The following is a 13,826-nucleotide window of genomic DNA, read 5'->3' on the forward strand; positions in this document are numbered from 1 at the left end:
AACCGAACGACGAGCGGCACTGCCGCGATGGCTGCACACCTACAATCACCACCGCGGCCACACCGCGCTCAAGGGCCAACCACCCGCCAGCCGCGTCCCCAACCTCACAGGACAGAACATCTAGCGCCCGCGGGCGTCAGTGCCGGTGACCGTGCCCGTGGTCGTCGTGCCCGTGCCCGTCGTGGTCGTCGTCCTCGTCGTCCGCGAACGGGTCCGGCGAGGTGGCCGGGTCCCAGCTCAGCCCCGGCACGCCCCACCCGTTCGCCTTGAGCATCTTCCTCGCCGCCCGCTTGTGCCGCCCCACGAGCCGGTCGAGGTAGATGAACCCGTCGAGGTGGTCCGTCTCGTGCTGGAGGCAGCGCGCGAAGAACCCCGTGCCCTCCACCTCCACCGGCCGGCCCTCGCCGTCGACCCCGGTCACCTTCGCCCACGACGCCCGCCCCGTCGGGTACGCCTCGCCCGGCGCCGACAGGCAACCCTCGAAGTCGTCGTCCGGGTCCGGCATGCCCAGCGGGACCTCCGAGGTCTCCAGCACCGGGTTCACCACCACACCCCGGTGCCGCACGCCCTCGTCGTCCGGGCAGTCGTAGACGAACAACCGCAGGTCGATCCCGATCTGGTTCGCCGCGAGCCCCACGCCGTGCGCCGCCGCCATCGTCTCGTACATGTCGTCGACGAGCGTGCGCAACGCCTCGTCGAACACCTCGACGGGACGGGTCGGGGTGTGGAGGACGGGATCGCCGGCGATCCGGATGGGGTGAACTGCCATGACGGGCAGCCTAACGGCGCGTTCCGGCGGACGCGCCGGGCGATGAACCGACCCCGGCGAAGATCACGTGATTGAATGGCACCCACGCACGGGACACGGCTGAGGAGCCAGATGGACGCCGCAGAGGCACTGGCGCCGGCGGAGGGGCCGGCCGACGGTTTGAACGACCGGGAACGCGAGATCCTGGCCTTCGAACGCCAGTGGTGGAAGTACGCGGGTGCCAAGGAACAAGCGATCAAAGAGCTGTTCGACATGTCCGCGACGCGGTACTACCAGCTGCTCAACGCGTTGATCGAGAAGGAAGAGGCGTTGGCCGCCGACCCGATGTTGATCAAGAGATTGCGCCGGTCCCGCTCCGGGAGGCAACGCGCCCGCCTGGCGAAGCGGGCGGGTGTCGAGCGCCGATGACGAACCCCGAACAGCCCGCGGGCTCCGCGCAACCCGCCCGCGCCGCGGGTTACGTGCTGCTCGGCGTGTCCGCCATCGCCCTGGTCGTCGGAGTGGTCAGCCTGTTCACCGGCGGCCCCGACGACGAACCCCCCGCCGCCCAGTCCACCCCGCCGTCGGCGTCCTCGTCCGCCTCGCCCGACCCGTCGGACCCGTCCGGCTCGGACACCGGCACGCCCACCTCACCGGACGCGCCCGCCGAGTCCTCCGCCGGCCAGGCCCCGACCACCGAACCGCCCGCCACCACCGGCGGCCCGACGACCACCACCGCCCCCGGCGCGGCCACCCCCGGAACCCCGCCACCCCCGGTGACCCCGAAGCCCCAGGTGCGCGTCTACAACAACAGCACCACCCCCAACCTCGCCTCCCGCGCGTCCGACGACGTGCAGAAAGCGGGCTGGCCGGTCGCCGAGACCGGGAACTACTCCCAGGGCGTCATCCCGACCACCACCGTCTACTACCGGCCCGGCACCGACGAGGAGGAGTCGGCGAAACTGCTGGCCACCACCCTCGGCGCCCGCGTCGAGGCCCGCTTCGACGGCATCCGGGACGCGCACGCCGGGATCATCGTGATCGTCACCAACGACTACCGCGGCCCGTCCGGCAAGGTCTCCTGACCCGCCCCTCGCCACAGGTGCCCCGACCCCTCCGGCCGGGGCACCCGCCGCGAACGGCTACGCCCTCGCGCGGCTCTCCGCGTACGCCGCCAGCGACGCGAGCTGAGCCGGGTCCAACGACGGCCGGACCGCGGCACGCGCCGTGGCCAGGTGAGCCGCAGTCACCTCCGCCGCCTCCAACGACTCGCGCATCGCCGTCAAGGCGGCCTCCCGCACCAGCGCCGCGCAGTCGGCCGCCGAATAGCCCTCCAACTCCTCCGCCAGCGCGGCCAGGTCCACGTCGTCCGCCAACGGCGTGTTCCGCGACGACGCCCGCAGGATCTCCGCCCGCGCCTCGCCGTCCGGCGGCGGCACGTACACCAGCCGCTCCAACCGGCCCGGCCGCAGCAACGCCGGGTCGATCAGCTCCGGCCGGTTCGTCGCACCCAGCACGATCACGTCCCGCAACGGCTCCACCCCGTCCAGCTCGGTCAGCAGCGCCGCGACCACCCGGTCCGCCACACCCGAGTCCGACGACTGCCCCCGCCTCGGGGCCAGCGCGTCCACCTCGTCCAGGAACACCAGCGCCGGCGCCGCCTCCGCCGCCCGCCGGAACAACTCGCGCACCGCCCGCTCGGACTCGCCCACGAACTTGTCCATCAGCTCCGCGCCCTTGACCGACAGCACGTTCAACCGCCCCGTCCCGGCCAGCGCGCGCACCAGGAACGTCTTCCCGCACCCCGGAGGCCCGTACAGCAGCAACCCGCGCGGCGGTGCCACACCCAGCCGCGCGAACGAGTCCGGGTACTGCAACGGCCACAACGCCGCCTCGGTCAGCGCCTGCTTCACCTCGACCATGTCGCCGACGTCCGCCAACGTCAGCCCACCCGTCCGCAACGTGTCCGAAGTGGACATCGAGATCGGGCGCACCGTGTCCAGCGCACCCAGCAGGTCCACCTGCCCGACCCGCGGCTCGGCCGCCTCGCGCTGCCGCAACGCCGCCCGGACGGCCGCCTCGCGCCGCAGCGCCAGCAGGTCCGCGACCACGAACCCGGGCGTCCGGTCCGCCACCGCACCCAGGTCCACATCGGACTCCACCGGCACGTCCCGCAGCAGCACCCGCAGCAGGTCCGTCCGCGCCTCCCCGTCCGGCAGCGGCAGCACCAGCTCCCGGTCCACCAACTCCGGCGCCCGCAACCGCGGGTCGACGGCCTCCGGGTGCGCGGTCGTCACGACCAGCGCCACCCCGTCCGGACGCCCCCGCAACGCGTCCAGCACCACCGTGGCCACCGGCGGCGGGGAGGACGCGGGCAGCAGCACCTCGACGTCCGTCACCAGCAGCACCGCCGGCGCCTGCGCGGCGGCGATCGCGTCGGCCACCCGCTGCGCCGTGGCGTTCGCCTCCAGGACCGCGATGCTGGGCGCGGCGACCTCCACGACAGCGGCCCCGGCCGCGGCCGCGACCGCGCGCACCAACGTCGCCTTGCCGACCCCCTCGGGTCCGCTGACCAGTGCCGCGAGCCGCGAGGTGGTGCCCAGCTTCGCCAACAGCTCGGGGTGGGTGAAGCTCAGGTCGAGCCACTCGGCCAACCGCTTGGCCGCGTCCCGCTGCCCCACCAGGTCCGCGACGGGCACAGCCGGCACCGCCGACGCGACGCCCACCACGACCCCGGAATCCGCGCCGAGGCCCTCCACCCCGGCCCCACTCCCGGAAGCCGCCGCGCCACCACCCGCCGATGTTCCCGCCGGTTCCGCCCCGGTACCTCCCGGCGCCGCCCCGGCACCCGCACCCCGGCCGGCGGGCCACGAGCCCCCGACCGCGGCGACAACCCCCGCGGGTCCGCTCGTGACCGGCACGACATCGCCCGTCCGAGCCCCGTCCCGCCACCCGACGACGGTCGAAGGCTGAACCGCCACCGGCCCACCGGCCGGCTCGGTGGCGGTGATCGTGAGCAGTTCGTTGGTCCAGGTCATGCCGATCGCGTTGGACAGCTTCCGCCGCGTGGCGCTCACGTCGGCGCCGGGCGGCGGCGCGAGGTCCTGGGGCAGCAGCGACACCGCGTCGCCGACCGTCAGCACCTTCCCGGTCAGCGCCATGCGCAGCGTCTCGGGCGTGAGCGACGTGCTGGCCAGCCGCGACCCGGCCACCGTGACCGCACGGGCGGCGGCGACCTCGACCGGGGCCACGACGACCTCCGAGCCCTCGGCGAGCCCGAGGTTCGACAGGGTCACGTCGTCCACCAGCGCCACGCCGGGCGGACCGTCACCGGCGGCGGCGAGGGCGGCGCTGACCCGGGCGCCGGTGAGGCGCACGGCGTCCCACGCGCGCAGACCCAGCGCGTCGAGCACCTCGGGGTGCAGGCGCACCACGCCGCGGCGGGTGTCCAGGGCCGACGGGGACAGGCGGGCCGTCAGGGTGATCACGCCGTGGAGCGTAGTGCGGGTTCGCGGTCGGCGACGGTTCGTCCCGCCCCGTGCCCGCCCGGGACCCCCACGACCACGGCGTCGAGCGCTCCCCGGGAGTGGTCCGGGTACGGCGTCGGGTGTGGTGTCGACGTCGGACCCGGCGTCAGGTGTCAGGTGTCAGGTGTGGTGGCGGAGAGGAGCGGGAGGGGTGCGGGTGGCGGATCGGCAGGGGTGTGGCTGGTCGGCGGCTCCTTCGTTTCCAACCGAGTCCCGAGACCCCCGATCACGTACATGTTTTCCCGATGATCACCCCATCGTGTCGCCCAAGGTCAGGAAAGCGCAGGTCGTGCTCCGCATTGCCCGACCACAGTGCCCGGCCACCCCGCCACCCGACAACCTGCCGACCCCGACCTGTGGACAACTCCGAACCCGCACGAGGAACACCGGGGAAAGAAACCGGGGCCCGGGGGAATCCCCGAGCCCCGGAACCGGGACCGAAACGCCGATCCGAACGCCGACCCGAACCCGAACCCGAACCCGATCCGAATCCGATCCCGTTCCCGAATCCGAATCCGGTCCGAACCGCGATCACACAGCGCGTTCCCGAACCGCGGACCGTGAAGTCACGGCCGGTCCTGCCGGCGCAATCCCATGTGCCGCCAGCCGCGCCTCTTCCCGGCGCGGCCCGCCCCGTTCGTCTCGGCCGCCACCTGCGTGGGGTCGACCCGACGCGGCCTGCGCACCGCGCGCCGCGCCGCGCCGGCCACCCGGCCGCCGAGCGGTTGCCGCAACCCCAGCCGACGCGCCGCCACGCCGTGCGCGCGCTTGATGGCGCGCCGGTCCGCCGCGGGCACCGACCACGCCTCCGGGTGCTTGGCCAACCACCGGTACCGGCGCACCGAGTACGGCAGGTGCCCCAGGTACACGAGCATCGCCGCGATCAGCGCCACCAGCGGGAACGTGATGACCGCCGCCGCCAGCAGGCCCACCAGCACCAGCAGCGGGGCGACGTAGCGCGGCGGGACCTTGATGGTCTTCACCGACAGCGTCGGGATGCGGCTGACCAGCAGCAGCGCGACGGCGACGGTCCACACCGCGACCACCGGCCCGCTGGACCACCACCCCGGCCGGCCGATCTGCTCGTCCACGATCAGCGGCAGCAGCAGCAGCAGCCCGCCGGCGGGCGCGGGCACGCCGACGAAGAACTCCTTCGCGTACGGCGGCTGCTCGACCTCCAGCAGGGTGTTGAACCGCGCCAGTCGCAGCACCATGCACACCGCGAACACCAGCGCGATGACCCAGCCCTGGCGGCTGCCCTCGAACTGCCACACGTAGATCACCAGGGCGGGCGCGACGCCGAACGAGATGGCGTCGGCCAGCGAGTCCAGTTCGGCGCCCATCTTGCTGGTGGCGTCGAGCAGCCGGGCCAGCCGGCCGTCGAGCCCGTCGAACAGCGCCGCCGCCGCGATGGCGCCGATGGCCGCGCCCCACATGCCGCTCAGGGCGAAGTGCACGGACGACAGGCCGGCGCTCATCGCCAGGACGGTGATGGCGTTCGGCAGCAGCCTGATGCCCGGCCCGCTGGGAGCCATCCGCTCAGCCCTCCGAGGGGAGTTCGGCGAGCACGGTCTCGCCGCCGATGGTGCGCTGACCGGCCTCGACGAGCACGCGGCTGCCGAGCGGCACGTAGAGGTCGACGCGGGAGCCGAACCGGATCAGGCCGTAGGTCTGCCCGGCGGCCACCTTGTCGCCCTCGGCGACCTGGCACACGATGCGACGCGCCACGAGCCCGGCGATCTGCACGACGACCACGTCGTGACCGCCCTCTGAGGTGAGCCACACGGTGTTGCGCTCGTTGTCCTCGCTGGCCTTGTCCAGGTCGGCGGACAGGAACTTGCCGGGCCGGTACGACACCTGCCGCACCAGGCCGGGCACGGGCACGCGCTGCACGTGCACGTCGAACACGGACAGGAACACGCTGATGCGCGTCATCGGCGCGCTGCCCAGGCCCAGCTCGGCGGGCGGCGCGGCCTCGACGACGTGGGACACGGTGCCGTCGGCGGGCGCGACCGCCAGGCCGGGCCGGGTGGGCGTGGTGCGCGCGGGCTCGCGGAAGAACCACGCGACCCACGCCGTCAGCAGCGCGCCGGCCACGCCGAAGCGCTTGGAGAACCGGCGCAGCAGCAGCGTCGCGACGGCGGCACCGGCCACGAAGGGGCGGCCGGCGGGGTGCATCGGGGGGACGATCCCCCTGGCCAGCTGGACGAAGTGGGAGACGGCACCACTGTTCTGGTCGCGATCGGAGGTCATGGCTCTTCCGTAATAGGGCTGTGCTTCCGGCCCGCCACACGCTACGCGGCTTCGCCGGTCCCCGTCGTGCCCGCCCGTGCGTCCCCCGACGAACGCACGCGCGGGCAGGACGGGCGCGACCGGAGTGTAAGCCCGATCACATCACATGATCAACGCTTGGCCGTGACGGCGGGACTACCGACCGTGCAGGAGCCGGACGACGACCTCGTCGTCCTGGGCCAGCGACGTCACGTCCTCGGGCACCTCGATCAGGCAGTTGCTCACCGCCAGCGCCGACAGCAGGTGCGACCCCGGCCCGCCCACCGGCGTCACCACCCGCCCCGACGCCGGGTCGAACAGCCCCCGCCGGAACTGGGTGCGCCCCGCCGGCGACGTCACCGGCGCGCTCAACCGGGCCGTCGCCGACGGCCGCTCCACCTCCGCGAACCCCATCGCCGCCCGCAGCGCCGGCCGCACGAACACCTCGAACGACACCTGCGCGCTCACCGGGTTCCCCGGCAGCGTCGCCACCGCCACGCCCCGGTACCGGCCCGCGCCCTGCGGCCCGCCCGGCTGCATCGCGACCTTCGTGAACTCCACCCCGCGACCGGTGAACGCGTCCTTCACCACCTCGTACGCGCCCGCGCTCACCCCGCCCGAGGTCAGCAGCAGGTCCACCGACCCGAGCCGCGGCTCCAGCGCCGCGCGGAACCGCTCCACGTCGTCCGGCACGAACCGCAGCAGCTCCGCCTCGCCGCCCGCCTCCCGCACCGCCGCCGCGAGCATCACGCCGTTCGACTCGAAGATCTGCCCGCGCTCCAGCGCCCCGCCCGGCCCCACCAGCTCCGACCCGGTCGACAGCACCAGCACCCGGGGCCGCCTGCGCACCGGCAGCGACCCGAACCCCAGCGCCGCCGCCAGCCCCAGCTGCGCCGGGCCCAGCGCGGTGCCCGCCACCAGCACGGTCGCGCCCACCGCCACGTCGTCGGCCGCGCGCCGCACGTTCTGCTCCACCGCCACGGCCCGGTCCACCCGCACCGACGACGTGCCCCCGTCGGTCCACTCCACCTGCACCACGGCGTCCGCGCCCGGCGGCAGCGGCGCGCCCGTCATGATCCGGTGCGCCGTGCCCGGCGCCAGCGGCGCGTCCCCCGCCGCCCCCGCCGGGAGGTCCCGCTCCACCGGCAGCACCACCGGCGGCGACGCCACGTCCGCCGCGCGCACCGCGTACCCGTCCATCGCGGAGTTGTCGAAGGGCGGCAGCGGGATCGGCGCCACCACGTCCCGGGCCAGCACCAGGTCCAGGCAGTCGGACACCGGCAGGTCGACCACCGGCATCACGCCCACGAGGCCGGCGACGCGGGACTTGTGATCAGCGACTCGGGTCAGCGCGTTCGTCACGCCCCCCATCCTGCCCGGCGCGTGGCAGACTGCTCCGACCGGCTGATCACGACAGGGGGAACGTTGCAGGTCCGGACGCGCCACACCCCCACCTTCGGGGTGGCCAGACTCGTGCTCGCGCCGGCGGAACCGGTGCTCGTCGAGCGGTCATCCGTGCTCGCCACCAGCTACGGCATCGGCATCGACACCAAGGTCAAGGCGCCCGGCGTCACCGCCGCCCTGTGCACCGCGGGCCCCGAGGGCGGCTGGGTCGACGTCGCCCCGCCGCTGCCGGGCGACCTGCACGTCCTCGAACTCGACGGCGCCACCGGCTGGTGCGTCGCCCGCGACAGCTGGCTCGCCGCCTCCGCCACCGCCCGCCTCGACCCGGCCGCGCCCCCCGTGCGCGCCCTGCACGGCGGCGACCACGGCTTCCTCGCCTACGCGTTCGGCAGCGGCCCCGTCGTGCTCTCCTGCTACGGCACCCTCGACGTGGTCACCCTCGACGCGGGTGAGCTCGTCACCCTCGCCGCCGGGCACGTCGTCGCCTTCGCGGACACCCTCCAGTGCAGGCTGCGCGCCGTTTCCCCGGACGCGCCGCAATCCGTGCGCAACGGCGGTGGACTCGCCCTGGACTTCGCCGGACCGGGTCTCGTGCTCACCCGGACGCGCAGTCCGCGGTCACTCGTCACTTGGTTGCGCGACAACGGATTCAGCGCGCGCTCATGACTCCATAAGGAGGTATCGGCGAACCCCCTCGTGCCTCTAGCGTGGCGGTTTGCTCAGGTATTTCTCGAAGGAGGACGTCTTGGCTGTCGGCACGGTCAAGTGGTTCAACTCGGAGAAGGGGTACGGCTTCATCGCCGCCGACGGTGGGCCGGACGTGTTCGTCCACTACTCGGCGATCCAGATGGAGGGCTTCCGCACGCTGGCCGAGGGCGACCGCGTGGAGTTCGAGATCCAGGCCGGCCGTGACGGCCGGAGCCAGGCGTCGGACGTCCGGAAGGCATCGTGATCCCCGCCCGGCCCGCCACGCGGCGGGTCGGGCCGCTCACCGGACCACACCGCCGGGCCTTCCCGACCGGCCTCCGGTGCCGGTTTGCCGGGAACCCTTCGCACGTCGCGCCGTCCGGACGTTAGGCTGCCTCGCGTGTCGGAGGACCTGAGCGGGCGGCGGCTGGGGCACTACCGGATCGACGGCGTGCTCGGGCGCGGGGGGATGAGCGTCACCTACCGGGCCACGGACGTCAGGCTCGGCCGCAAGGTCGCGCTGAAGGTCATCGGCGAGCACCTCACCGCCGACGCCGAGTTCCGCGAGCGGTTCGTGGACGAGGCGCGCAACACCTCGGCGATCGACCACGCCAACATCGTGCCGCTGTACGACTTCGACGAGGTCGACGGCCTGCTCTACATCGCGATGCGCCTGGTGGACGGCCAGGACCTCGCCGCGCTCATCAAGGACGGCCCCCTCTCGCCCGCGCGCACGCTCACGCTGCTCGGCCAGGTCGCCGAAGCGCTCGACATGCTGCACGGCAAGGGCCTCGTCCACCTCGACGTGAAACCGGCGAACGTGCTGGTCACGGCCAAGGAAGCGGTGCGCGAGCACGTGTACCTGGCCGACTTCGGCCTCACCCGGCGCGGCGCCACCGGCCACCGCACCCGCACCGGCGACTTCCTCGGCTCGCCCACCTACGCCGCGCCCGAGCACCTGCGCGGCGAACCCCTCGACGGCCGCACCGACCAGTACGCGCTCACGTGCATGCTGTTCGCCTGCCTGTCCGGCCGGCCGCCGTACCAGGGCGGCGTGCAGGAGGTCATCCAAGGCCACCTCGCGTCCGAGACGCCGTCGCTGACCGCGCTCGTGTCGCTGCCGCCCGCCATCGACGACGTGCTGCGCAAGGGCACCTCCAAGGACCCGTCCCAGCGCTACGCCTCGTGCGCGGAGCTGATCAACGCCGCCCGCGTCGCGCTGTCCGCCGCACCCCAGGGCGCCCCGCCGCCCCGCCGCACCGACTCCGGCTCCATGCCCGCGCTCGGGGCCCAGGGGCAGGGCGGTGGTGCCCAGGCCGGTGGTGCGCAGGCCGGTGGCGTGCAGGGTGGTGGCGTGCAGGGTGGTGGCGTGCCCGGCCGGCAGCAGCCGGCCCAGCAGGGCCAGCCCGGCCAGCAGCCCTACCGGCCGCCGTACCAGCAGCAGCCCCCCGGGTTCCTCCAGGAGCCGGTCCGGCTGCGCCCGCCCGCGCAGGTGGGCGCGTCCGCGTTCGCCGGCACCGGCAGGACCCGGCCCGCCTGGTTCGCGCCCGTCGTCGTGGGCGCCGTCGCGATCGCGGCCATCGTCGTCCTCGTGTTCATCCTCACCCCGAAGGATGAACCGCCGCGACCCGTCGACGAGACCGGCACCACCCAGTCCATCGACGTCGGAGGCACTTCCGACACCAAGCCGCTGCCCACCAGCGTGCCCGTGCGCACGTCCCGCTGACCTGCACTTCTTGCACTCTCCTGCGGCGAGTGCTAAACACGGTACTGGCACTCGGAACACCTGAGTGCCAACACGCAGGCTGGGACGGTGAGGCCGGCTCCTCCGGGGGCGGGTCGTCCGTCGCGGGCACCGAGCCTGGCCGAAGCACCGTGTTCCGCTGTGGGCTCGCGCCCCCAGTGGCCCCATTCGTAATCAGGCGGAGGAACACACCGCAATGGCCAAGATGATCGCGTTCGACGAGGATGCCCGCCGCGGCCTTGAGCGTGGCATGAACCAGCTCGCCGACGCCGTCAAGGTGACGCTCGGCCCCAAGGGCCGCAACGTCGTGCTCGAGAAGAAGTGGGGCGCGCCGACCATCACCAACGACGGCGTCTCCATCGCCAAGGAGATCGAGCTCGAGGACCCCTGGGAGAAGATCGGGGCCGAGCTCGTCAAGGAAGTGGCGAAGAAGACGGACGACGTCGCCGGTGACGGCACCACCACCGCCACCGTGCTCGCCCAGGCCCTGGTCCGCGAGGGCCTGCGCAACGTGGCCGCCGGCGCCAACCCGCTCGGCCTCAAGCGCGGCATCGAGCAGGCCGTCGAGGCCGTGATCGAGCAGCTGCACAAGACCGCCAAGGAGGTCGAGACCAAGGAGCAGATCGCCGCCACGGCGTCCATCTCCGCGGGCGACACCACCATCGGCGAGCTCATCGCCGAGGCGATGGACAAGGTCGGCAAGGAAGGCGTCATCACCGTCGAGGAGAGCAACGCCCTCGGGCTCGAGCTCGAGCTCACGGAGGGCATGCGCTTCGACAAGGGCTACATCTCCGGTTACTTCGTGACCGACCCGGAGCGGCAGGAAGCGGTCCTCGAGGACCCGTACATCCTGCTCTACGGCTCCAAGATCTCCACGGTCAAGGACCTGCTCCCGCTGCTGGAGAAGGTCATGCAGGGCGGCAAGCCGCTGCTGATCATCTCCGAGGACGTCGAGGGCGAGGCCCTGGCCACGCTGGTCGTCAACAAGATCCGCGGCACCTTCAAGTCCGTCGCCGTCAAGGCCCCGGGCTTCGGCGACCGCCGCAAGGCGATCCTCCAGGACATCGCCATCCTCACCGGTGGCCAGGTCATCACCGAGGACGTCGGCCTCAAGCTGGAGAACGCCGACCTGTCGCTGCTGGGCAAGGCCCGCAAGGTCGTCGTCACCAAGGACGAGACCACCGTCGTCGAGGGTGCGGGTGACGCCGAGCAGATCCAGGGTCGCGTCAACCAGATCCGCGCCGAGATCGAGAAGTCGGACTCCGACTACGACCGGGAGAAGCTCCAGGAGCGCCTGGCGAAGCTCGCCGGCGGTGTCGCGGTCATCAAGGCCGGCGCCGCCACCGAGGTGGAGCTGAAGGAGCGCAAGCACCGCATCGAGGACGCCGTGCGCAACGCCAAGGCCGCCGTCGAGGAGGGCATCGTCGCCGGTGGTGGCGTGGCCCTGCTCCAGGCCGCCGAGATCGCGTTCGCGGGCCTGAAGCTCGAGGGCGACGAGGCCACCGGTGCCAACATCGTCAAGGTGGCCGTCGAGGCGCCGCTCAAGCAGATCGCCGTCAACGCCGGCCTCGAAGGCGGCGTCGTGGTGGAGAAGGTGAAGGGCCTCCCCGTGGGCCACGGCCTCAACGCCGCCACCGGCGTGTACGAGGACCTGCTCGCGGCCGGTGTCCCGGACCCGACCAAGGTGACCCGCTCGGCGCTGCAGAACGCCGCGTCGATCGCCGCCCTGTTCCTCACCACCGAGGCGGTCGTCGCCGACAAGCCGGAGAAGGCGGGCGCTGCGCCGGCCATGCCCGACGCCGGCGGCATGGACTTCTGATCGGTTCGCCGATCGGTTGAGCTCCGCTCTCGAAGGGCCCGGTTCGCATCACGCGAACCGGGCCCTTCGGCGTTCGGCAGGCGCTGACACGATGGAGTGATCATGGGGCGGAACATGTACGGAAACGTCGTTATCGCCATCGGTTGGACATGTCGACGCCCCGAACCACCCGGCCTGCCACCACAGACCTGCCACCCCCGGCCCTGCTGCCACACCGGCCCCGCCACCGCGACCTGTCACCGGAGCCGTCGCCGGCCTCCTCGACGGGCGCGGGCTCGACGGTCGCGGGCCCACCACCGTGACCCGAGGACAGGAGATCGCCCGTGCTGATCGCCCACCTGAGCGACCCGCACCTGCGCACCGACGCCCTGGCCGCCGAGCCCGCGGCCAACCTGGACCTGGCGCTCGGGCGCGTGCTGGCACTCGATCCGCAGCCGGACTGCGTGGTGATCACCGGCGACCTGTGCCACGTCGGCCACCGCGCGGCGTACGTGCAGCTGCGCGAGGTGATCGGCGCGTTCCCCCTGCCGCTCCACCTGACCACCGGCAACCACGACGACCCCGGTGAGCTGCGCGAGGTGTTCGGGGGGACGCCCTTCCTGGGCGGCGGGTCGAGCACGCACTACGCGGTCGACCACGCGGGGTTCACGGTCGTGGTCCTGGACTCGTGGTCGACCGAGGGGCCCGCGGGGCGCCTGGGGGACGGGCAACTCGCCTGGCTGGACGAGGTGCTCGGCCGGCGGCCCGGGGTGCCCGCCTTCGTCTGCCTCCACCACCCGCCGGTCGCGGTGGGAATCCCGCTGCTCGACGGGATGCGGTTGTCGGACGGGCCGGCGTTGGGCGAGGTGCTGGGGCGGCACCGGAACGTGGCCCGGGTGTTGGCCGGGCACGTGCACCGGGCGATCAGCGTGCCGTTCGCGGGGACCGTCGTGTCGGTGGCGCCCAGCACGTACCGGCAGACGTCGTTGACGTTGCGCGCCGACCGGCGGACCGGGTACCTGACCGAGCCGCCCGCGTTCCTGCTGCACGTCGCGGCGGGGGACGGGTTCGCCACGCACACCGTGCCGGTGGTCGGCGCGGGTGCGGTGGTCGGTGGGGTGTGACGGACCTGCCGAGTCCGGTCGAACTGCCCGATCCGGTGGACGCGCTGAATCCGGCGGTGCACCGGCACCTGGTGGACGTGCACGTGAAGCTCGTGCGCGGTGACGGGCGCGTGCTGCTGATCCGGCGGCGTGATCCGGACCCCCGGTTCGACGGGAAGTGGCACCTGCCGGCGGGGAAGGTCGAGGCCGGCGAGTCGGCGCCGGCCGCCGCGGTGCGGGAGGTCGCCGAGGAGGTCGGGGTCCGGATTCAGGACGTAAAGATATTTCATGTCACGCATGCCGTCGCCCCCGGCGTCGAGGGACGGGTCGGGTTCTTCCTGGAGGCAGGCGGGTGGGAGGGCGAACCGGTCGTCCGGGAGCCCGACAGGTGCTCGGGGATCGGGTGGTTCGCGCTCTCCGACCTGCCCGACGACCTGCTCGGCTGCACCGCGATCGGGTTGTCGGCCGACGAGCCGTTCAGCGTCGTCGGGTGGGAGCGGGACACCTGAGCCGAGCGGGGCACCGGAACCGGACGGGGCACCGG

Annotated in this window: 13 protein-coding genes and 1 pseudogene; 9 read left to right on the top strand and 5 right to left on the bottom strand. The window is 73.3% G+C overall.

Annotated features, from left to right (window positions below; translation table 11 throughout):
* A pseudogene (locus tag CKY47_RS10695) lies at positions 1-124 on the top strand (IS481 family transposase); the annotation flags it as partial.
* 12 nt (positions 125-136) lie between these two features.
* Here the strand turns inward: CKY47_RS10695 and CKY47_RS10700 are convergent.
* Positions 137-769, bottom strand: a complete 633-nt coding sequence (locus tag CKY47_RS10700; RefSeq protein ID WP_306745559.1) for a peptide deformylase — start codon at positions 767-769, stop codon at positions 137-139.
* Positions 770-880: 111 nt separating this feature from the next.
* Between CKY47_RS10700 and CKY47_RS10705 the strand changes: the two genes are divergently transcribed.
* Entirely contained in the window at positions 881-1,177 is a 297-nt protein-coding gene (locus CKY47_RS10705; RefSeq protein ID WP_306745560.1) for a DUF3263 domain-containing protein, read from the top strand.
* Entirely contained in the window at positions 1,174-1,833 is a 660-nt protein-coding gene (locus CKY47_RS10710; protein WP_306745561.1) for a LytR C-terminal domain-containing protein, read from the top strand. Before CKY47_RS10705 ends, CKY47_RS10710 begins: the two co-directional genes overlap by 4 nt.
* A gap of 57 nt (positions 1,834-1,890) precedes the next feature.
* Here the strand turns inward: CKY47_RS10710 and CKY47_RS10715 are convergent, their stop codons facing one another.
* From CKY47_RS10715 to moeA, 4 genes are all read right to left on the bottom strand, one after another.
* On the bottom strand, positions 1,891-4,236 hold the full coding sequence (locus tag CKY47_RS10715; protein ID WP_306745562.1) for an AAA family ATPase: 2,346 nt from the start codon (positions 4,234-4,236) through the stop codon (positions 1,891-1,893).
* Positions 4,237-4,841: 605 nt separating this feature from the next.
* Positions 4,842-5,810 carry a CDP-diacylglycerol--serine O-phosphatidyltransferase gene (gene pssA, locus CKY47_RS10720; RefSeq protein ID WP_306745563.1) on the bottom strand — a complete coding sequence of 323 codons (969 nt, stop codon included), beginning with the start codon at positions 5,808-5,810 and terminating at the stop codon, positions 4,842-4,844.
* 4 nt (positions 5,811-5,814) lie between these two features.
* Positions 5,815-6,528 (bottom strand): phosphatidylserine decarboxylase, encoded by a 714-nt coding sequence (locus tag CKY47_RS10725; protein WP_306745564.1) that lies wholly within the window; start codon positions 6,526-6,528, stop codon positions 5,815-5,817.
* Between the two features lie 174 nt (positions 6,529-6,702).
* Positions 6,703-7,917 (bottom strand): molybdopterin molybdotransferase MoeA, encoded by a 1,215-nt coding sequence (moeA, locus tag CKY47_RS10730; RefSeq protein ID WP_306745565.1) that lies wholly within the window; start codon positions 7,915-7,917, stop codon positions 6,703-6,705.
* 54 nt (positions 7,918-7,971) lie between these two features.
* Between moeA and CKY47_RS10735 the strand changes: the two genes are divergently transcribed.
* From CKY47_RS10735 to CKY47_RS10760, 6 genes are all read left to right on the top strand, one after another.
* A complete protein-coding gene (locus CKY47_RS10735) occupies positions 7,972-8,616 on the top strand; it encodes an AIM24 family protein (RefSeq protein WP_306746004.1) in 645 nt (214 codons plus the stop codon).
* A gap of 79 nt (positions 8,617-8,695) precedes the next feature.
* Positions 8,696-8,902, top strand: coding sequence for a cold-shock protein (locus CKY47_RS10740; RefSeq protein ID WP_033432301.1), 207 nt, complete (start codon positions 8,696-8,698; stop codon positions 8,900-8,902).
* A 135-nt stretch (positions 8,903-9,037) separates the two neighbouring features.
* Complete coding sequence (locus CKY47_RS10745; RefSeq protein WP_306745566.1) at positions 9,038-10,363, top strand: serine/threonine-protein kinase; 1,326 nt, start codon at positions 9,038-9,040, stop codon at positions 10,361-10,363.
* A 214-nt stretch (positions 10,364-10,577) separates the two neighbouring features.
* Entirely contained in the window at positions 10,578-12,200 is a 1,623-nt protein-coding gene (gene groL / locus CKY47_RS10750; protein WP_306745567.1) for a chaperonin GroEL, read from the top strand.
* A 323-nt stretch (positions 12,201-12,523) separates the two neighbouring features.
* Positions 12,524-13,303: a phosphodiesterase gene (locus CKY47_RS10755; protein WP_306745568.1), complete on the top strand. Its 780-nt coding sequence runs from the start codon at positions 12,524-12,526 to the stop codon at positions 13,301-13,303.
* Positions 13,300-13,791 (top strand): NUDIX domain-containing protein, encoded by a 492-nt coding sequence (locus CKY47_RS10760; RefSeq protein WP_306745569.1) that lies wholly within the window; start codon positions 13,300-13,302, stop codon positions 13,789-13,791. The genes CKY47_RS10755 and CKY47_RS10760 overlap by 4 nt, the downstream gene beginning before the upstream one ends.
* Positions 13,792-13,826 lie beyond the last annotated feature (35 nt).

The organism is Saccharothrix longispora (assembly GCF_030852425.1).
GTDB classification, from domain to species: Bacteria; Actinomycetota; Actinomycetes; order Mycobacteriales; family Pseudonocardiaceae; genus Actinosynnema; species Actinosynnema longispora.

Coding starts and splice junctions, on each gene's coding strand:
- CKY47_RS10705 (WP_306745560.1), top strand. CDS start 881: ATGGACGCCGCAGAGGCACTGGCGCCGGCGGAGGGGCCGGCCGACGGT.
- CKY47_RS10710 (WP_306745561.1), top strand. CDS start 1,174: ATGACGAACCCCGAACAGCCCGCGGGCTCCGCGCAACCCGCCCGCGCC.
- CKY47_RS10700 (WP_306745559.1), bottom strand. CDS start 769: ATGGCAGTTCACCCCATCCGGATCGCCGGCGATCCCGTCCTCCACACC.
- CKY47_RS10725 (WP_306745564.1), bottom strand. CDS start 6,528: ATGACCTCCGATCGCGACCAGAACAGTGGTGCCGTCTCCCACTTCGTC.
- groL (WP_306745567.1), top strand. CDS start 10,578: ATGGCCAAGATGATCGCGTTCGACGAGGATGCCCGCCGCGGCCTTGAG.
- moeA (WP_306745565.1), bottom strand. CDS start 7,917: ATGGGGGGCGTGACGAACGCGCTGACCCGAGTCGCTGATCACAAGTCC.
- pssA (WP_306745563.1), bottom strand. CDS start 5,810: ATGGCTCCCAGCGGGCCGGGCATCAGGCTGCTGCCGAACGCCATCACC.